This window comes from Streptomyces coeruleofuscus (assembly GCF_039532725.1).
In the GTDB taxonomy this organism is placed as follows: domain Bacteria; phylum Actinomycetota; class Actinomycetes; order Streptomycetales; family Streptomycetaceae; genus Streptomyces; species Streptomyces coeruleofuscus.
Genome location: NZ_BAAASE010000008.1, coordinates 25,852 through 44,923 on the forward strand (window position 1 = coordinate 25,852; position 19,072 = coordinate 44,923).

Here is a 19,072-nt window from a genome sequence, read left to right on the forward strand (position 1 = left end):
GTGTGCCCGTGCGCGCCCGGGTATGTCTAGTAATGCACCCATACCCTCTCAGTCAAGGACCGTGATCGACGTGAAGGTCGGCATCCCCCGCGAGGTCAAGAACAACGAGTTCCGGGTGGCCATCACCCCCGCCGGCGTGCACGAGCTGGTGCGTCATGGCCACCAGGTCGTCATCGAGCGCGGCGCCGGCGTCGGCTCCTCGATCGTGGACGAGGAGTACGTGGCCGCCGGTGCGCGGATCCTGGAGACCGCCGACGAGGTGTGGGCCGCCGCCGACCTGCTGCTGAAGGTCAAGGAGCCCATCGCCGAGGAGTACCACCGCCTCCGCAAGGACCAGACGCTCTTCACCTACCTGCACCTGGCCGCCTCCAAGGAGTGCACGGACGCCCTGCTGGAGTCCGGCACCACGGCGATCGCCTACGAGACGGTCGAGCTGCCCAGCCGCGCGCTGCCGCTGCTCGCCCCGATGTCCGAGGTCGCGGGCCGGCTGGCCCCGCAGGTCGGCGCCTACCACCTGATGCGCGCCAACGGCGGCCGCGGCGTGCTGCCCGGCGGCGTCCCCGGCGTGCCGGCCGGCCGGGCCGTCGTCATCGGCGGCGGCGTCTCCGGCTGGCAGGCGGCGCAGATCGCCATCGGCCTGGGCTTCCACGTGACCCTGCTCGACAAGGACGTCAACAAGCTCCGCGAGGCGGACAAGATCTTCGGCACGAAGATCCAGACCGTCGTCTCCAACGTCCTAGAGCTGGAGAAGGCCTGCCTGGAGGCCGACCTCGTCATCGGTGCCGTCCTGGTCCCCGGCGCCAAGGCCCCCAAGCTGGTCACCAACGAACTCGTCTCGCGGATGAAGCCCGGAAGTGTCCTTGTCGACATCGCGATCGACCAGGGCGGCTGCTTCGAGGACTCCCGTCCGACCACTCACGCCGAGCCGACCTTCCAGGTCCACAACTCGGTCTTCTACTGCGTCGCCAACATGCCCGGCGCCGTGCCGAACACCTCCACCTACGCGCTGACCAACGCCACGCTGCCCTACATCGTGGAGCTGGCCGACCACGGCTGGGCGGACGCGCTGCGCCGCGACCCGGCACTGGCCAAGGGTCTCAACACCCATGACGGCAAGGTCGTTTACAAGGAGGTCGCCGAGGCGCACGACGTGGAGCACGTCGAGCTGACCTCGCTGCTCGGCTGAGCCCCGCGGGCCGCTGAGTCGACCAAGTCACCAACTCGTAAAGGCGATACGTCAACACAGGTCGTCAACGCCGCGCACCCGGCCGGACCTTGCCCGACAAGGTCCGGCCGGATGTGTGTATGGTCACTTCGCGATTCTCGGGCAACTCGCCTCGAACGTAACCCTTCAACCGATTCGCACACCGGTGAAACCTGCCGTGCGACGGCCGTACGCCCTTGACAGCGGGATGTTTCATTGCCGACACATCGGGCCGGGTCCGGCGGATTGTGTTGCTGCGGACGCCCGACACGCCATAGAGTCGCCAACCGTCGGCATGGTGCCACGCTGACCTGTCTAGAAGTTTCCTGGTCACCAAGGAGGTAAGACGACTTGTGAATGAGTCGACATTTACTCCCGGGGGTGGTCAACCAGGAATGCCTGCACGGGGCCAGGGTCCCGCGGGGTTCGCTGCTGTCGGCTCCGTCGCTGTGCGCACCTTCGCAGCCCACCAGAGTCAGCAGGCGACTCACACTGCACACCAGAAGATGGATGGCCATCACGTGAACGCCATGGCCGGCGACGGAAGTGGCGCGCCCCACAACCACTTCGCCGACTACGACGAACTGCCCGAGGGGCACTTCTACGACCCCGACGCGGAGTACGAGCCCGACCCCGAGTACGCGGCCACTCTCGCGCCCGACGCGGCCAGACAGCGCCGGGAGCGCATCGGCCCGACCGGACGCCCGTTGCCGTACTTCCCGATCCCGGGCCCGCTGACCGATCACGGACCCGCGAAGATCATCGCGATGTGTAACCAGAAGGGCGGCGTCGGCAAGACCACGTCGACCATCAACCTGGGTGCCGCGCTCGCGGAGTACGGACGCCGGGTCCTGCTCGTGGACTTCGACCCGCAGGGCGCGCTGTCGGTCGGACTCGGCGTCAATCCCATGGAACTCGACCTCACCGTCTACAACCTGCTCATGGAGCGGGGGATGGCGGCCGACGAGGTGCTGCTGAAGACGGCGGTCCCCAACATGGACCTGCTGCCCAGCAACATCGACCTGTCGGCGGCCGAGGTCCAGCTCGTCTCCGAGGTCGCCCGCGAGTCGACCCTGCAACGCGCCCTGAAGCCGCTGCTGGACGACTACGACTTCATCGTCATCGACTGCCAGCCCTCGCTCGGCCTGCTCACGGTGAACGCCCTGACGGCCGCGCACAAGGTGATCGTGCCGCTGGAGTGCGAGTTCTTCGCGCTGCGCGGTGTGGCCCTGCTGACCGAGACCATCGAGAAGGTCCAGGAACGGCTCAACCCCGACCTGGAGCTCGACGGGATCCTCGCCACGATGTACGACTCGCGCACGGTGCACAGCCGTGAGGTGCTCGCGCGTGTCGTCGAGGCGTTCGACGACCACGTCTACCACACGGTCATCGGGCGCACGGTCCGGTTCCCGGAGACCACGGTCGCCGGTGAGCCGATCACCACGTACGCCTCCAACTCCGTCGGTGCCGCCGCCTACCGCCAGCTCGCCAGGGAGGTGCTCGCCCGGTGTCACGCCGAGTGAGTCTGCCGGGGGCCGACGAACTCTTCCGTACGACAGGGGGGATGGGGCTTCAGTCGTCCACGCCCAGGCGCCAGGCCAACGGCGACGCCCGGGTGCCCGCTCCGGCGGGGGAGGGCGACGCGGCGGCAGCCGGCGCGGAGGACGTGCCGCAGTCGGTGCCCGCGCAGGGCGGTGACGGCGAGGGCGCGGAGCATGTCGCTTCAGACTCGGAGTCGGCCGAGGCCGGGGAGTCCCGCAGCCGCTCCGGCTCCGCCCGGCGGCAGGCGGCGCAGGAAGGTTCTGCCGCGGGTGCGGCCGGTGCCGCCGCGGCGGCACCCCGCAAACGCGGGCGGGCCGCCGCGCGCCGTCCCAGCGGCCGTGAGCGGCACGACGAGAAGATCACGGTGTACGTGTCGGCCGAGGAGCTCATGGACCTGGAGCACGCCCGCCTCGTGCTCCGCGGCGAGCACGGCCTGGCCGTAGACCGCGGCCGTATCGTCCGCGAGGCGGTCGCCGTGGTCCTCGCCGACCTGGAGACCCGCGGGGACGCCAGCATCCTCGTACGACGGCTGCGCGGGCGGTAGCGGTAGCCTGCGGGGGCCATGACCTCGAACGCTTCCCCACCGCCCGTCGGCGGCCCGTCCGGCCGTCGGCGCGCGTTGGGGCGTGGGCCGGGGGCTCCGCCGGTTGAGCCGACGGATGTGCCCGGGCCCGGTGAGCCGCCCGAGGACACCGCCGAGTCGGGCCTGACGCCCGAGGCGATGGAGGCTCCCGAGTCGGGCGTGACCTCCGAGGTGACCGAGCCTGCCGCGTCGGGCGTCCGGTCCGAGGAGGAAGCGGTCGGCGCGCTGGCGTTGGTTGCCGAGGAGCCGCCCGGCGGTGTGGAGCGGCAGGTCCCTGGGGAGGCGGAGGCCGGGAGGCCCCGTCCGGAGCGTGCGACCGGGCCTGCCCGGGCGGAGTCCGCGGCTGTCGCCGCTTCCGTGGTGGGCCGTGAGGGCGTTTCCCCGGAGGGAGACGAGGCGTCCGGGCCCGGGCCCGACGCAGGTCGTCCGGCGGCGGGGCGTCAGCGTCCCGCCCTCGGGCCGGTGGCTGCGGCCGAGACCGCGGCCCCGGCCGCCGAGCCGGTGGAGACCGGGTCCCGGCGCGAGGCGCTCGCTTCCGCCCCTGGGGCCGATACCGACGCCGAGGTTGTTCCTGCGCAGGCCCAGGCCGAAGCCGGGGCGGCCCCCGGGGCGCAGGTCCCGCAGGGCCGGGACGAGTCGGCGGGCACCGCCCAGCGCTCGGACGACGGTGCCGGCGGCGATGACGGGGTCTTCAAGGTCCGGCTCGCCAACTTCGAGGGGCCCTTCGACCTGCTGCTTCAGTTGATCTCCCGGCACAAGCTGGACGTCACCGAGGTCGCGCTGTCGAAGGTGACCGACGAATTCATGGCGTACATCCGGGCGATGGGGCCGGACTGGGACCTGGACGAGACGACGGAGTTCCTCGTCGTCGCGGCCACGCTGCTCGATCTGAAGGCGGCACGGCTGCTGCCCGCCGCCGAGGTGGAGGACGAGGCCGACCTCGCGCTGCTCGAAGCCCGGGACCTGCTGTTCGCCCGGCTCCTCCAGTACCGCGCGTACAAGCAGATCGCCGACATCTTCAGCGGGCGGCTCGACGACGAGGCCCGGCGCTATCCGCGTACCGTCGGGCTCGAACCCCACCATGCCGAGTTGCTGCCCGAGGTGGTCATCAGCATCGGCGCGGAAGGGTTCGCCAAGCTCGCCGTGAAGGCGATGCAGCCCAAGCCCAAGCCGCAGGTGTACGTGGACCACATCCACGCCCCGCTGGTCAGCGTGCAGGAGCAGGCCGCGATCGTCGTCGCGCGGCTCCGGGATCTCGGCGAGGCCGTCTTCCGCGAGCTCGTGGCGGACACCGACGACACACTGACCGTCGTGGCCCGGTTCCTGGCGCTGCTGGAGCTGTACCGCGAGAAGGCCGTCGAGCTGGAGCAGGAGACCGCGCTCGGTGAACTCCTCGTGCGGTGGACCGGCGGCGACGGGGACGAGACACCGGCCGTCACCGACGAGTTCGACCGGCCGCCCGAGCCGCCGAAGGAGGAGAAGAAGGCATGAGCCAGGAAGCCACCGAGGTCCCGGCCGGGCTGAGTGCCGTCGCCGGCCTCGATCTCAAGCCCGCTCTGGAGGCCGTCCTCATGGTCGTGGACGAGCCCGCGACCGAGGAGCACCTCGCGAAGATACTGGAGCGGCCGAAGCGCCAGATCGCGGACGCGCTGCGCGAGCTGGCCGACGAGTACACCGTCCAGGGACGCGGCTTCGAGCTGAGGTTCGTGGCGAACGGCTGGCGGTTCTACACCCGCGCCGAGTACGCGCCCGCCGTCGAGCGTTTCGTGCTGGACGGCCAGCAGGCCCGCCTCACCCAGGCCGCCCTGGAGACCCTGGCCGTCGTCGCCTACCGGCAGCCGGTCAGCCGCAGCCGGGTCTCCGCCGTACGCGGAGTCAACTGCGACGGCGTCATGCGCACCCTCCTCCAGCGCGGTCTGATCGAGGAGGCGGGCACGGAACCCGAAACAGGTGCGATCCTGTACACGACGACGAACTACTTTCTGGAGCGGATGGGCCTGCGCGGTCTGGACGAGCTCCCGGAACTCGCGCCCTTCCTCCCGGAGGCGGAGGCGATCGAGGCCGAGACCCAGGAAGGCGTACCGTCGTTCGACCCGGACGCGCCTGATGACGACGTGCCGGGCCGCCCGGTCACCCCGGGTACCGACGACGAAGACGACCAGACGGAAATTTGATGCGAAGCAGCGGCAGCGGCAAGAGCGGCGGGCGCGGTAACCACCGCGGCGCCGGCAACGACAGGGACCAGAAGCAGGGGCAGGGCCGCCCCCGCAAGCCCCGCCCGGAGGAGCGCCGCTACGACGTGGGCCCCGGAGCGACCAAGGACGGCCCCAAGGCCGGACGCGGCGGCGCCGCGCGCGGCGGAGCCAAGGGCGGGCCCAAGCAGCCCCAGAAGGGCGGCCGTACGGCCCCGGCGCGCCCCCGCGAGTACGAGGCGAAGATCGAGGAGCGCAACCGCGACCGGTACGCCGAGAAGAAGGACGTCAAGCTCCCGAAGACCTTCCCGGGCGCCGAGCAGGAGGGCGAGCGCATCCAGAAGGTCCTCGCCCGTGCGGGCTTCGGCTCCCGGCGCGCCTGCGAGGAGCTGATCGACGAGGCCCGCGTCGAGATCAACGGCGAGATCGTGCTGGAGCAGGGGCGGCGGGTCGACCCGGAGAAGGACGAGATCAAGGTCGACGGCCTGACCGTCGCCACGCAGAGCTACCAGTTCTTCGCGCTGAACAAGCCCGCCGGGGTCGTCTCCACCATGGAGGACCCGGAGGGGCGGCAGTGCCTCGGTGACTACGTCACCAACCGCGAGACCCGGCTCTTCCACGTCGGCCGGCTCGACACCGAGACCGAGGGTGTCATCCTGCTCACCAACCACGGCGAGCTGGCCCACCGGCTGACCCACCCCAGGTACGGCGTGAAGAAGACCTACCTCGCGCACATCGTCGGCCCGATCCCGCGCGACCTGGGCAAGCAGCTCAAGGACGGCATCCAGCTGGAGGACGGCTACGCGCGCGCGGACCACTTCCGGGTCGTCCAGCAGACCGGCAAGAACTACCTCGTCGAGGTCACTCTCCATGAGGGCCGCAAGCACATCGTGCGCCGGATGCTCGCGGAGGCCGGTTACCCGGTCGACAAGCTGGTCCGCACCGCCTTCGGCCCGATCACCCTCGGCGACCAGAAGTCCGGCTGGCTGCGGCGGTTGTCCAACACGGAGGTCGGCATGCTGATGCAGGAAGTCGATCTCTAGGCTTACGCGCACAGCCCGGGTGCCGCGAGCTCCCCGTGCCTCTCAGGGCGCGGGGACGGAAGGACTTCTGACATGGCCACGCTCGTCTACAAGCAAGCCGCCACCGGAGCGCTGACCGGCCTCGCGCTCGGGGACGCGCTGGGGTATCCGACCGAGTTCAGCGACGTGGCGTCGATCGTCGCCAGGTTCGGTCCGTGGCGGCGGCTGGACCTGCCGGCACCGGCGATCGTCACCGACGACACGCAGATGACGCTGGCGCTCGGTCGGGGCATCCGGACGGCGATGGACCGGGGCGTGCTGGAGCCCGAGGGGATGGCCGACGCCGTACGGCGGGAGTTCATCGCCTGGAACCGCTCTCCGGAGAACAACCGCGCTCCCGGCAACACCTGTCTGCGGGCCTGTGCCCTGCTGGAGCACGCGGACCGCCCCTGGCAGGACGCCAGTCAGATCCACTCCAAGGGCTGTGGCGCCAACATGCGTGTCGCACCCCTGGGGTTGGTCCCCGGCTTGAGTGACGAACAGCGCGCGGGCGCCGCCCAGTTGCAGTCCGCCCTCACTCACGGGCACCCCACCGCGCTCGCCGCGTCCGACCTGACCGCGCACGCCGTACGGCTGCTCGCGCAGGGCGCCGAGCCGGCCGGACTGGTCGGTCTGCTCCGCTCGTACGCCCTGGAGAACCGCAGCCACTACCACGAGCGCTGGCTCGGCGACCTGTGGCGCCGGGCCCAGGACCCGAGCCCCGAGCAGTTCATCGCGCGCGGCTGGGACGAGTGCCTGGCGATCCTCGACCGGCTGGAGCACGCCGTGCGCACCGTCTCGCCGGAGACCGACCCCTGCCTGGCCACCGGCGAGGGCTGGATCGCCGAGGAGGCCCTGGCGACCGGGCTGCTGTGCTTCCTGCTCTTCGCCGACGAGCCGCTCACGGCCCTGCGCCGCGCCGCCTGCACCGCGGGCGATTCCGACTCCATCGCCTGCCTGGCCGGCGCCTTCGCCGGCGCGTACCTGGGCGCGGAGGCGTGGCCGGACGAGTGGGCCGACCGCGTCGAGTACCGGAGCGACCTGCTGACCCTCGGCGCGCTCTGGGACGCGTGACGGCCGACCGCCGTTCCGGAGACGGACCCGGCGCCCGTGGTGGCCGTGTGGGCGTACCCGGAAGCCTCACGCCAGCCGGACCGACTCTCCCTCCACCGTGATCTGCTCGGCCGGCAGCGGTCGTGTCGCCGGACCGTTGGCCACCGAGCCGTCGGCGATGCGGAACTTGCTGCCGTGGCAGACGCAGTTGATGGTGCCGTCGGAGACGGACGCCAGCGTGCAGCGCTGGTGGGTGCAGATCGCCGAGAAGGCCTTGAACCGGCCCTGCTCGGGCTGGGTGACCACGACCTCCTCGTCCTTGAAGATCTTGCCGCCGCCGACCGGGATCTCGTCGGTGGAGCCCAGCTCCTGACCGGCGGGGGCGCTCGTCCCCGTCTCCCGGTCGGTGGCGGAGTCCGTCGGGGCGGAGCCGCTGTCGTCGCCGCCCCCGCCGCAGGCCGCGACGAGCGCCGCCGCCCCTGTCGCGCCCGTCGCGAGGAGGACCGTGCGGCGTGTGGTGCTGGTGGTCATGTCGTCACTCCGTGGATGCCAGGGGGAGGGGATGGGGTGGATGCCGAGATCTCGAATAGGGGCAAATCGGAAATAGTTGCATCCTGACACTCGACGCGCCCGAGGAGAAGCAACCCGGGCGTCTCACCGGGCGGGCGCCGCGCACCCTGCCCGCGCCGGCTGACTAGGCTTGACACACAGAGCGACACGCAGTCACACGCACGTCAGCAAGGAGCATCGCCGTGGCGGTACGAGCGGTCCGGGGCGCCGTCCAACTGGAACGGGACGAGGCCGGGCATATGGACGAGCAGGTCGGCGCCTTGCTCACGGCCATCCTGGAGCGCAACGACCTCACCGCCGATGACCTGATCAGCATCTGGTTCACGGCCACGCCCGACCTGCACAGCGACTTCCCGGCGGCCGCCGCCCGCAAGCTCGGCATCGTCGACGTCCCGCTGATCTGCGCGCAGGAACTGGACATCGAGGGCGCCATGCCGCGCGTCGTCCGCGTCCTGGCGCACATCGAGTCCGACAAGCCCCGTGCCGGCATCGCGCACGTCTACCTCGGCGCCGCGGGCGCCCTGCGCAAGGACATCGCCCAGTGAGGACCGCACTCGTCATCGGAACCGGGCTGATCGGCACGTCCGCCGCCCTGGCCCTGTCCCAGCGGGGCGTCACCGTGCACCTCGCCGACCACGACGCGGAGCAGGCCCGTACGGCGGCCGCGCTCGGCGCCGGCACGGACGAGGCGCCGGACGGGCCCGTCGACCTCGCGATCGTCGCCGCCCCGCCCGCGCACGTGGCCGACGTACTCGCCGACGCCATGCGCCGCGGTGTGGCACGCGGCTACCTCGACGTCGCCAGCGTCAAGGGCGGGCCGCGCCGGGAGCTGGAGGCACGCGGGCTCGACCTGACGGCGTACCTCGGCACGCACCCCATGTCCGGCCGGGAGAAGTCCGGCCCGCTCGCCGCCACCGGCGACCTCTTCGAGGGCCGCCCCTGGGTGCTGACCCCCACCCGGGACACCGACACCGAGGTGCTGAACCTCGCCCTGGAGCTGGTCTCGCACTGCCGTGCCGTGCCGGTCGTCATGGACGCCGACGCCCACGACCGTGCCGTCGCCCTCGTCTCCCACATGCCCCACCTGGTCTCCAGCCTGGTCGCCGCGCGCCTGGAGCACGCCGAGGAGGCCGCCGTACGGCTGTGCGGGCAGGGCATCCGGGACGTGACCCGGATCGCCGCCTCCGATCCCGGGATGTGGATCGACATCCTCTCCGCGAACCCCGGGCCGGTCGCCGACCTGCTCACGGACGTCGCCGCCGACCTGGAGGAGACCGTGCGGGCCCTGCGCGCCCTCCAGTCCTCCGACGACGACAAGCGCCGTGACGGCACCACCGGCATCGAGGACGTCCTGCGGCGCGGCAACGCCGGGCAGATCCGCGTCCCCGGCAAGCACGGATCCGCCCCGCGGGCCTACGAGGTCGTGGCCGTGCTCATCGACGACCAGCCGGGACAGCTCGCCCGGATCTTCGCGGACGCGGGCAGGGCCGGCGTCAACATCGAGGACGTGCGCATCGAGCACGCGACCGGGCAGCAGGCCGGTCTGGTGCAGCTGATGGTGGAGCCGAAGGCGGCACCCGTGCTGAGTGCCGCGCTGCGGGACCGTGGCTGGGCGATCCGGCAGTAGGGCATGCTGGAGGTGGCTGACCGACGCGCGGCCGGACGAGTGACCCGCACCCAGTAACCTTGTGCGGGGCAGTCACGCCCTCACCCCCGCCAGCCCGGTTCAGGAAGGTCCCCCACTGTGGAAAGCGCCACGCCAGTGATCGTCGCCATCGACGGCCCGTCCGGCACGGGCAAGTCGAGCACCTCGAAGGCCGTGGCGGCACAGCTCGGACTGAGCTACCTGGACACCGGCGCCCAGTACCGGGCGATCACCTGGTGGATGGTCAACAACGGCATCGACACCGACGACCCCGCCGCGATCGCCGCCGCGGCCGGCAAGCCGGAGATCGTCTCCGGCACCGACCCGCAGGGCCCCACCATCACCGTCGACGGCGTCGACGTGGCCGGCCCGATCCGCACCCAGGAGGTCACCTCCAAGGTCAGCGCCGTCAGCGCGGTGCCCGAGGTGCGCGCCCGGATCACCGAGCTCCAGCGCTCGATCGCGGCCTCCGCGGCGAACGGCATCGTGGTCGAGGGCCGCGACATCGGCACGACCGTGCTGCCGGACGCCCACCTGAAGATCTTCCTCACCGCCTCCCCGGAGGCGCGCGCCGCCCGCCGCAGCGGCGAGCTGAAGGGCGCCGACGTGCACTCCACCCGCGAGGCCCTGATCAAGCGGGACACGGCCGACTCCAGCCGCAAGACCTCGCCGCTCGCCAAGGCGGACGACGCGGTCGAGGTGGACACCACCGAGCTCACGCTGGCCCAGGTCATCGAGTGCGTCGTCACCCTCGTCGAGGAGAAGCGGGCCGGGAAGTGACCGACCAACTGCCTTCCCCGCGGGGCGCCGACGTCGGGCGGCGCATCGGCGTCGGCCTGATGTACGGGCTGTGGAAGCCGCGCGTGCTCGGCGCCTGGCGGGTGCCCACGACCGGCCCGGTGATCCTCGCCGTCAACCACTCCCACATGGTCGACGGCCCGATGGTCATGGGTGTGGCGCCACGGCCGACGCACTTCCTGATCAAGAAGGAAGCGTTCATCGGCCCGCTCGACCCCTTCCTGACCGGCATCGGCCAGGTGAAGGTGGACCGCGACACCACCGACCGCACGGCGATCACCCGGGCGCTCGGCGTGCTGGAGAACGGCGGCGTGCTCGGGATCTTCCCGGAGGGCACCCGGGGCGAGGGCGACTTCGCCTCGCTGCGCGCCGGGCTCGCGTACTTCGCGGTGCGCAGCGGCGCCCCGATCGTGCCGGTCGCCGTGCTGGGAAGTTCCGACAGGCGGGGACGGTTGATAAAGGAGCTGCCTCCGCTGCGGTCCCGCGTCGACGTCGTCTTCGGGGAGCCCTTCGAGGCGGGCGACGGCAGCGGGCGCCGTACGCGCACGGCGCTGGACGAGGCGACCGGGCGCATCCAGAAGCAGCTCGCCGCCCACCTGGAAAACGCCAGGCGCTTCACCGGGCGCTAGACAACACTGAGTAGTGGACCAGCCCGCGATTCAGCGGGTACTCCACCGACCACCACGATGAACGACGAGGTACGGACTTCATGAACGACCAGATCCAGCCCGACGGCTCGGACGCGTACGAAGGCGCGCCCGAGCACGACCACGGGGCGCTCGGCGACGCCGAGTACGCGGAGTTCATGGAGCTCGCCGTGGAGGAGGGCTTCGACCTCGAGGACGTCGAGGGCGCGATCGAGGAGGCCGGGCACGGCCCGCTGCCCGTCCTCGCCGTGGTCGGCCGTCCCAATGTCGGCAAGTCGACCCTGGTGAACCGCATCATCGGCCGCCGCGAGGCCGTCGTCGAGGACAAGCCCGGTGTCACCCGCGACCGTGTGACCTACGAGGCCGAGTGGGCGGGCCGCCGCTTCAAGGTCGTCGACACCGGCGGCTGGGAGCAGGACGTCCTCGGCATCGACGCCTCCGTGGCCGCCCAGGCCGAGTACGCCATCGAGGCGGCCGACGCGGTGGTCTTCGTCGTCGACGCCAAGGTCGGCGCCACCGACACCGACGAGGCCGTCGTCCGGCTGCTGCGCAAGGCCGGCAAGCCGGTCGTGCTGTGTGCCAACAAGGTGGACGGCCCGAGCGGCGAGGCCGACGCGGCCTACCTGTGGTCGCTGGGCCTGGGGGAGCCGTACCCGGTCTCCGCGCTGCACGGCCGGGGCACCGGCGACATGCTGGACCAGGTCCTGGAGGTGCTGCCGGAGGCGCCGCGCGAGACGTTCGGCGGGGGCGGCATCGGCGGGCCGCGCCGCATCGCCCTGATCGGCCGCCCGAACGTGGGCAAGTCCTCGCTGCTGAACAAGGTGGCGGGCGAGGAGCGCGTCGTCGTCAACGAGCTGGCGGGCACCACCCGTGACCCGGTCGACGAGCTGATCGAACTCGGCGGCGTCACCTGGAAGTTCGTCGACACGGCGGGCATCCGCAAGCGCGTCCACCTCCAGCAGGGCGCCGACTACTACGCCTCGCTGCGCACCGCCGCCGCCGTCGAGAAGGCGGAGGTCGCGGTCATCCTCATCGACGCCTCCGAGTCCATCTCGGTCCAGGACCAGCGGATCGTCACCATGGCCGTCGAGGCTGGCCGTGCGATCGTCCTCGCCTTCAACAAGTGGGACACCCTCGACGAGGAGCGCCGCTACTACCTGGAGCGGGAGATCGAGACCGAGCTGGGCCAGGTGGCCTGGGCCCCGCGCGTCAACGTCTCGGCGCGCACCGGCCGCCACATGGAGAAGCTCGTCCCGGCGATCGAAACGGCCCTGGCGGGCTGGGAGACCCGGGTCCCGACCGGCAGGCTGAACGCGTTCCTCGGCGAGCTGGTCGCCGCCCACCCGCACCCGGTGCGGGGCGGCAAGCAGCCGCGCATCCTGTTCGGCACCCAGGCGGGCACCAAGCCGCCGCGGTTCGTGCTGTTCGCCTCCGGCTTCATCGAGGCGGGCTACCGGCGCTTCATCGAGCGTCGCCTGCGGGAGGAGTTCAGCTTCGAGGGGACGCCGATCCACATCTCGGTGCGGGTGCGCGAGAAGCGCGGCGCGAAGAGGAAGTAGCACGAAGCAGCGGAAGGGCGGCCCCCGCGGGGGCCGCCCTTCCGCTGTGCGGTGCTCGCTTCAGACGCCGCTCCGCCGACCCGGCGGCAGTGCGGCCGGCACGTGGTGCATCCCCGTGCCGTGCGAGCCGATGGTCCCGACGCGCTGCCATTGCGGCTGCTGTCCGGTGGCATGGCGGGCGCTCTGGGCCCCCGCGCTGTAGGCACTGTACGAGCTGCTGTGCGAACTGCCGTACGAGCTCGTACTGTGCGGGATGTTCCCGAAGGCGGTGAAGCCGAGTTTCTCCTCGCCACTGCGGTCGCCGGGAAGTGCGCGGAAGTTCTTGACGTACTCGGCGTAGAGCGCGTCGTAGATCGGCGTGGCCGATGGGCCGCCCTGGGAGTCCTGAGCCGAGCGTGCGGAGGGGATCGACGAGTAGGACTGGCGGCGGGGAACGTCGTATGCGTGCACGTATGTCCAAACGACCCCGCGGGTCAAGGGATGCGGCCCGGGTACGGCTTTCGCAGGGGTGCGGTCCGCCCGGGTGACGCGCCGCTCAGGTGCCGGCCAGCGGCAGCGCCGCGGCGACCAGCTTTCCGTTCGCCGCCGCCTTGTCCAGCGCGTCCCGCATCAGGTCCTCGCGCGGCTGGCGGCCGATCGAGCCGACCGGCGCGGCGAACATCAGCACCTGCTGGTGCTTGTTGGCGGCCGCGCGCCAGCCCTCGGTGACCTGGAGCGGCTGGTGCGCCTGCCACCAGGCCACCGGCTGACCGCCGTTGCTCCCCGGCTGGAGCACCGCGTGCAGCCGGCCCACGGCGAGCAGTACGGACCAGCCGTGCAGCACGGGCGGTACGGCGGACAGCTCCGTCAGCGGCATGAAGCCCTGCTCGATGAGCAGCGGCAGGAAATCGTCGCCGGAGCCCGTGGTGCCGGGCCGGGCGATGGGCGCGGTCGGCTCCACCACCAGGGCCGGGTGCAGCTCCCCGGCGATCAGCACGAGCCCGCTGGTCACGCCGAGCACCGCCTGCTCGGGCACCACTTTGTCGGGCTCCAGGTCGACGGTGTCGCCGGCGATGGACTTCACGGCGCCCCGGAGCTGTTCCTCGGTGACCTGGACGACCTGCGAGGGCAGGCAGCCGGCGTGGGCGAAGGCGAGGACGGCGGTCTCGTCCCCGATGAACAGGACGGTGCTGGTGCGCTCCTGCTCGGAGTTGCCCGGAGTGCGGCAGGACGTGCAGTCGTAACTGCCCGGGGCGGTCTCTCCGGCGAGCAGGCGGTCGGCTTCTTCGTCGCCGATCTCGGCGCGTACCTCGTCGCTGACGTCGAGCATGCGCGGCACGGGTGGCTCCCTCGGGGATGCGGTGCGTGGCAAGGCCGGGTGGCTCCCGGCCCGTGGTCCGGGTGGGCCCCGGCTCATGAAGAAGACAACGGGCGATCTGTGGCGGGAGTCACGCCCCGGAGCGAACGGAATCGAACCATCCAGCGCGCAGGGTCACGCTCGGCGCGGAATCGCGTACTCACCGTCAAGTCACCGCTTGGTAAAGGGCGTTGAAGGGGTGAGGTGGGTCACAGGTCGTCGGGCGGGTTGGTCGATATATCAGGAAATCCGGGAATGAAGTGGGTGTCCGGAAATAGCCGTTACCCGGGGTATCGGGGAACTGGCCTGGCAAGACGGGCGACCTGTTGATGACGGACCGTCAACCTCCTTAGATTCCTCGGCCGTGTGCAGTGAGCACCGCTCGGGTACGTCCGCCGGCCGCGTGATTCTCCGGAACCACGCACAGCACCACACCGGCGGACGGGGCGAGCGCGACACCCGCGCCCCATGGCGCGGGGAGTGGCGTTCCGCCTTGGGGGACCCCGGGTGTTTCGAGAGGGAACTACATGTCCGAATGTGCCGATACCACGCGCGACAACGCTCGGAAGAACCAGGTTCGTACGACGGCGGTCCTCGCCGGCGCGGCACTGCTCGCGCCCCTCGGACTGCTCGCCGCGACCGGGAACGCCGCGGCGGCTGACAGCGGAGTGTGGGACCGCATCGCCCAGTGCGAGAGCGGCGGCAACTGGCACATCAACACCGGCAACGGCTACTACGGCGGACTCCAGTTCGCCGGCTCCACCTGGCGCGCCTACGGCGGCACGGCCTACGCGCCCACCGCCGACCAGGCGAGCAAGTCACAGCAGATCGCCGTCGCCACCAAGGTCCAGCGCGCCCAGGGCTGGGGCGCCTGGCCGACCTGCTCGGCACGCGCCGGGGCGAGCGGCAGCGCACCCGCGGCGTCCGCGGCCGACCCGGTCACCTCCACCAAGGCCGCTCCGGCGAAGCCCTCGAAGACGCCGGCGCGTTCCACGGCACACCCCGACCGCGGGTCCTCCCGCGGCGACTACACCGTCCGCGAGGGCGACACGCTGAGCGGTGTCGCCGCCCGGCACGGGACCACCTGGCAGCACCTCTACGCCGCCAACAAGGCCGCCATCGGCGGTGATCCCGACGTGATCGTGCCCGGCCTGCGCCTCGACATCTGAGCCGCTCCCGCCCGCCGGGACACGCGGGCCCCGTCCGGCCGGCCGGACGGGGCCTCGGCGTGTCTGCGGCTCACGGCCCGAGCTCGCTCGCCTCCCCGGCGAACACGACGGCCCCGCGGCGCAGTTCGTACACCAGGACCGGCCGGTCCCGCAGGGCGGGCGGCAGGCGCTGCTCGGCGATCACCACGCACGCGTCGAGCCCGCCCAGCAGCCCGTAGGTGCGGGCCGCGACCGACGGCGACATACCTTGGGCGGGCTCGTCGACGAGCACCACACGCGCGCGTGCCAGCAGGGCCCGGGACAGGGCGAGCATGCGCTGCTCCCCGCCGGAGAGGGTGCCGGCCCGCCGCTCCAGCAGGGGCCGCAGCTGCGGGTAGGCGTCGAGGGCCGGGTCGTGGTCGGGGGCGGCGAGTGCGAGGTTCTCGCGCACGGTGAGCGAGCCGAACACGGCCTGCCGCTCCGGCACCAGGCACAGCCCGCGCCGGGCCCGCTCGTACGCCGGCACGCGGGTCACGTCGGCGCCGTCCCACACCACGGCGCCGCCCGACAGGGGCACCGCTCCGGCCAGGGCGCGCAGGGCCGTGCTGCGGCCGGAGCCGTTGCGGCCCAGCAGCACCGTCAGGCCCGGGCCGGGGGCGGCGAGAGTGACGCCGTGCAGGGCCTCCAGCGGGCCATAGCGCACGCGCGCGTGGCGCAGGGAGACGGTGGTCATCGCCCGGCCGCCGATCCCAGGGTGGCCAGAACGCGCCCGGGCGGGCCGGAGGCGATGATCCGGCCCGCCGTCATCACGTGCACGACGTCGGCGAGACCGGCGACCAGGTCCAGGTCGTGCTCGACGACGAGCAGGGCCGTGCCGTCGGCGGCCAGGGCCCTCAGGACCCGGGCGAGAGCGGCCACTTCGGCGGTGTCGAGGCCGGCGGCGGGCTCGTCGAGCAGCACGACGCGCGGGGCGCCCGCGAGGGCCCGGGCCAGTTCGACGCGGCGCAGCGTCCCCGTGGGCAGCCCGGCGGCGGGCTGTGCCCGTACCGGCCCGTCCAGACCGAGCAGCCTGAGCGTCCGTTCCACGGCGCCCTGGTCGGTCACCCGGCCCTGTTCGGCGCCCACCCGGACGTTCTCGGCCACGGTCAGCGACGGGAAGACGGCCAGTTGCTGGAAGGTCCGCGCGACACCGAGCCGGGTGCGGGCGTGCGCGGGCAGTGCGGTGATGTCCCGCCCGCCCCACCTCACCTCGCCACGCGCGGGCCGCAGCGTTCCGGCCAGACAGTGGAACAGGGTGCTCTTTCCGGCCCCGTTGGGGCCCACGACCGCGGTGATCCGCCCCGGGAAGACGTCCAGGTCCACTCCGTCGAGGGCGGTGAAGCCGCCGTAGTGGACGTGGAGACGGCGGGCGGTGAGGACGGGGGAGGAGACGGCCGTGGCCCGGGCGGTGGGCGGTCGGGCCGCTTGCGGAGGCGCTGCCGCGCGCGGCCGGGGCTTCCTGAAGGGCCCGGTGGTCGCCTCGCCCGCTGCCGGGGGCGCTGGAGTGGAAGGGGGCCGGGCACTGCCGGGGCGCGCCTCCCCGGGCGTGCCATGGCGGTCCGCCGGGGCGGGCCCCGCCGTCCCGTCCGCCGGAGCCGCCGGGTGACGGGCTGCGGGGGCCGAGGGGCCGTGGACCGGCGGCTGAGGCGCCTCGCGGCTCGCGGGCCCGGCGCCCGGAGTCGCTCGCCGTCCGTCCAGGGTGGCGGCGCGCGGTGCCGTTCCGCCCGCGTCCGCCGGGGGGCCGGCACGCCCGTCCGGCGGCGTGCCCTCGGCCTCCCGCACCACGCGTGCCGCAGTCGCCCCCGTGGGCACCGGTGCGGTCCGGGCCGCCCGCGGTCGTGCCGGGCCCAGCAGCCCGCGAGCCCGGACTCCCTCGGGGGTGAGGGCGGGGCTGCGGCTCGGGAGCAGGCGTTCCACCGCCGTCCGCAGGGCCTCGTACGGGCCGCCGGGGAAGCGGCCCACGAGGACCGCCAGGACGCCGATCACGGCCGCCGCCACGCCGCCGCGTGTGCCCGCGTCCAGGCCGACCAGGAGGGCCGCGGCGGCGAGGGCACCGAGGGTGCTGTCGGCGCCCAGCACCACGACCGCCGCGAACCACAGCAGACCGCGCACCGGGTCGTAGGCGGCGGGGTCGAAGGCGCGCAGGCCCATGCCGAGCATGCCGCCGCCCAGCGCGGCGAGCGCGGCGCCCGCGACGAAGGCGAGCAGCTTGAGGGACGGCACCCGCACGCCCGCCGCCTGCGCCCCCGCCTCGTGGTCCCGCATGGCCGCCAGGGCCCGGCCCGTCCGCCCCCGGCGCAGCGCGTGCGCCGCCAGCAACGCCACCGCCAGCAGGAGCAGTTCCAGGACGTAGTACGCGCGGTCCCCTTCGAAACCCGCCGGGCGGCCCAGCGACAGACCCGACGTGGCGTACGGCTGGGCGAAGACGAAGCGGCTCACGCCCACGCCGACGGCGAACGTCGCCAGCGCCAGCGCCAGACCCCGGCGGCCGATCGCCGGCCAGCCCGTGAGCAGGCCGAGCGGTGCCACCAGGACGACCGCCACCGCGAGGGCCGCCAGCTCCGGCACGGCCGGCAGGCCCGGGAAGCGGCCCGCCGCCAGCAGCGCGGTGAACAGGGCGCCCAGACCCGCGTACGCCGCCTGCCCCAGCGAGATCTGACCGCCGCGGCCGGTGACCACGACCAGGGACAGCAGCACGACGGCCAGCGCCGGCACCTGGATCGACGTGTGCAGGTCCCGGCCGGCCAGGCCCAGCGGCAGCAGGAACAGCACGGCCGCCACGATCCACGCGCCGGGCGGCGTCGGAACCCGCGCGGTGGCCGTGCGCGGCAACGCGTCCCGTGTGCCCACGCCCGGCAGGACCAGGGCCGCGACGAGCAGGGCGACGACGAACAGGTTCGTGCCGGCCGCCTGGAGCAGCGGCGCCTCCCACCCGGACGGGTGCAGCCGCGTGAGCTGGCTCTGCGCCACCCCGATGCCCAGCGCCACCACCACCGCGACCGGCAGGCTCCGCATCCGGGCGGCCACCGCGACCGCCACGACCTCCATCACGAGCAGCGGCAGCCCGTACGGGTCGAGCCGCACGAACGGCGCCAGCAGTACGCCGGTCAGACCCGCCGTGAAGGAGCCGAACGCCCAGCCCGCCGCCGCGACCCGGTCCGCGTCGATGCCGCCCAGCACGGCGAGCTGCCGGTCGTCGACCACGGCCCGCAGCTCCCGCCCGAACCGCGTCCAGCGGACCACCGCGGCGACCCCCGCGGCCAGCACCAGCACCACCGCGAGCTGCCCCCACGGCTCGTCCGGCACCAGCTCCGGCGCGTCGTCCCGCGCCCCCTGCCCCCACAGCAGCGCCGCCCCGCCCACCAGCAGCACGAACACCCCGATGGACGCCACCAGCGTCTGCGCCGGGTCACCGCCGAGAACCGCCAGGGGCCGGAAGACGAACCGTTCCAGTACGACACCCAGCCCCGGCGCCAGCACCAGCAGTGTCACCGCTGCCCCGAGCCACAGCGGCCAGCCCCACTCGACCACGCACTGCCGCAGCGCGTAGGCGCACACCATCGCGATGGCGCCGTGCGCGAAGTTCAGCACGCCGGTCGCGCGGTACGTCACGACCAGGCCGATCCCGGTCAGGGCAGCCGCGCTGCCGACCGCCAGGCCGGCCAGGGTGAGGTCGTACGTCAGCGAGGACATCG

Annotated in this window: 18 protein-coding genes; 13 read left to right on the plus strand and 5 right to left on the minus strand. The window is 72.9% G+C overall.

Features of this window, described 5'->3' with window-relative positions:
• Window positions 1–70: 70 nt before the first annotated feature.
• From ald to ABFX81_RS28695, 7 genes are all read left to right on the plus strand, one after another.
• The gene (ald, locus tag ABFX81_RS28665) at window positions 71–1,186 is read left to right on the plus strand and encodes an alanine dehydrogenase (RefSeq protein WP_346138952.1); all 1,116 of its coding nucleotides are present in this window, start codon (window positions 71–73) and stop codon (window positions 1,184–1,186) included.
• 413 nt (window positions 1,187–1,599) lie between these two features.
• Window positions 1,600–2,727: a ParA family protein gene (locus tag ABFX81_RS28670; RefSeq protein ID WP_082319718.1), complete on the plus strand. Its 1,128-nt coding sequence runs from the start codon at window positions 1,600–1,602 to the stop codon at window positions 2,725–2,727.
• Window positions 2,712–3,290, plus strand: a complete 579-nt coding sequence (locus tag ABFX81_RS28675) for a hypothetical protein (protein WP_086855045.1) — start codon at window positions 2,712–2,714, stop codon at window positions 3,288–3,290. Before ABFX81_RS28670 ends, ABFX81_RS28675 begins: the two co-directional genes overlap by 16 nt.
• A gap of 501 nt (window positions 3,291–3,791) precedes the next feature.
• Window positions 3,792–4,820 carry a segregation and condensation protein A gene (locus tag ABFX81_RS28680; protein ID WP_428837221.1) on the plus strand — a complete coding sequence of 343 codons (1,029 nt, stop codon included), beginning with the start codon at window positions 3,792–3,794 and terminating at the stop codon, window positions 4,818–4,820.
• Window positions 4,817–5,503 (plus strand): SMC-Scp complex subunit ScpB, encoded by a 687-nt coding sequence (gene scpB / locus ABFX81_RS28685; RefSeq protein WP_086855046.1) that lies wholly within the window; start codon window positions 4,817–4,819, stop codon window positions 5,501–5,503. Before ABFX81_RS28680 ends, scpB begins: the two co-directional genes overlap by 4 nt.
• On the plus strand, window positions 5,503–6,564 hold the full coding sequence (locus ABFX81_RS28690) for a pseudouridine synthase (protein ID WP_086855047.1): 1,062 nt from the start codon (window positions 5,503–5,505) through the stop codon (window positions 6,562–6,564). Before scpB ends, ABFX81_RS28690 begins: the two co-directional genes overlap by 1 nt.
• A 72-nt stretch (window positions 6,565–6,636) precedes the next feature.
• The gene (locus ABFX81_RS28695; RefSeq protein ID WP_086855048.1) at window positions 6,637–7,656 is read left to right on the plus strand and encodes an ADP-ribosylglycohydrolase family protein; all 1,020 of its coding nucleotides are present in this window, start codon (window positions 6,637–6,639) and stop codon (window positions 7,654–7,656) included.
• A gap of 66 nt (window positions 7,657–7,722) precedes the next feature.
• Here the strand turns inward: ABFX81_RS28695 and ABFX81_RS28700 are convergent, their stop codons facing one another.
• On the minus strand, window positions 7,723–8,166 hold the full coding sequence (locus ABFX81_RS28700) for a Rieske 2Fe-2S domain-containing protein (RefSeq protein ID WP_086855049.1): 444 nt from the start codon (window positions 8,164–8,166) through the stop codon (window positions 7,723–7,725).
• 221 nt (window positions 8,167–8,387) lie between these two features.
• Between ABFX81_RS28700 and aroH the strand changes: the two genes are divergently transcribed.
• The 5 genes from aroH to der all read left to right on the plus strand — a co-directional run bounded on the left by aroH (window position 8,388) and on the right by der (window position 12,854).
• Window positions 8,388–8,750, plus strand: a complete 363-nt coding sequence (gene aroH / locus ABFX81_RS28705) for a chorismate mutase (RefSeq protein ID WP_086855050.1) — start codon at window positions 8,388–8,390, stop codon at window positions 8,748–8,750.
• Entirely contained in the window at window positions 8,747–9,832 is a 1,086-nt protein-coding gene (locus ABFX81_RS28710) for a prephenate dehydrogenase (protein ID WP_086855051.1), read from the plus strand. Before aroH ends, ABFX81_RS28710 begins: the two co-directional genes overlap by 4 nt.
• A gap of 117 nt (window positions 9,833–9,949) precedes the next feature.
• Window positions 9,950–10,630 (plus strand): (d)CMP kinase, encoded by a 681-nt coding sequence (gene cmk, locus ABFX81_RS28715; protein ID WP_086855052.1) that lies wholly within the window; start codon window positions 9,950–9,952, stop codon window positions 10,628–10,630.
• Window positions 10,627–11,277 carry a 1-acyl-sn-glycerol-3-phosphate acyltransferase gene (locus ABFX81_RS28720; RefSeq protein ID WP_086855053.1) on the plus strand — a complete coding sequence of 217 codons (651 nt, stop codon included), beginning with the start codon at window positions 10,627–10,629 and terminating at the stop codon, window positions 11,275–11,277. Before cmk ends, ABFX81_RS28720 begins: the two co-directional genes overlap by 4 nt.
• 80 nt (window positions 11,278–11,357) lie before the next feature.
• Complete coding sequence (gene der / locus ABFX81_RS28725; protein WP_086855054.1) at window positions 11,358–12,854, plus strand: ribosome biogenesis GTPase Der; 1,497 nt, start codon at window positions 11,358–11,360, stop codon at window positions 12,852–12,854.
• A gap of 60 nt (window positions 12,855–12,914) precedes the next feature.
• Here the strand turns inward: der and ABFX81_RS28730 are convergent, their stop codons facing one another.
• Window positions 12,915–13,304, minus strand: a complete 390-nt coding sequence (locus ABFX81_RS28730) for a hypothetical protein (RefSeq protein WP_086855055.1) — start codon at window positions 13,302–13,304, stop codon at window positions 12,915–12,917.
• Between the two features lie 85 nt (window positions 13,305–13,389).
• On the minus strand, window positions 13,390–14,172 hold the full coding sequence (locus ABFX81_RS28735; protein ID WP_086855056.1) for a hypothetical protein: 783 nt from the start codon (window positions 14,170–14,172) through the stop codon (window positions 13,390–13,392).
• A 545-nt stretch (window positions 14,173–14,717) separates the two neighbouring features.
• Here ABFX81_RS28735 and ABFX81_RS28740 point away from each other — a divergent pair.
• Window positions 14,718–15,359: a transglycosylase family protein gene (locus ABFX81_RS28740; RefSeq protein WP_086855057.1), complete on the plus strand. Its 642-nt coding sequence runs from the start codon at window positions 14,718–14,720 to the stop codon at window positions 15,357–15,359.
• 70 nt (window positions 15,360–15,429) lie between these two features.
• On the opposite strand, the gene ABFX81_RS28745 is transcribed toward ABFX81_RS28740, so the two are convergent.
• Both ABFX81_RS28745 and ABFX81_RS28750 read right to left on the minus strand, forming a co-directional pair.
• Window positions 15,430–16,071, minus strand: coding sequence for an ATP-binding cassette domain-containing protein (locus ABFX81_RS28745; RefSeq protein WP_086855058.1), 642 nt, complete (start codon window positions 16,069–16,071; stop codon window positions 15,430–15,432).
• Complete coding sequence (locus tag ABFX81_RS28750) at window positions 16,068–19,070, minus strand: ABC transporter permease subunit (protein WP_346138868.1); 3,003 nt, start codon at window positions 19,068–19,070, stop codon at window positions 16,068–16,070. The genes ABFX81_RS28745 and ABFX81_RS28750 overlap by 4 nt, the downstream gene beginning before the upstream one ends.
• Window positions 19,071–19,072: the final 2 nt, after the last annotated feature.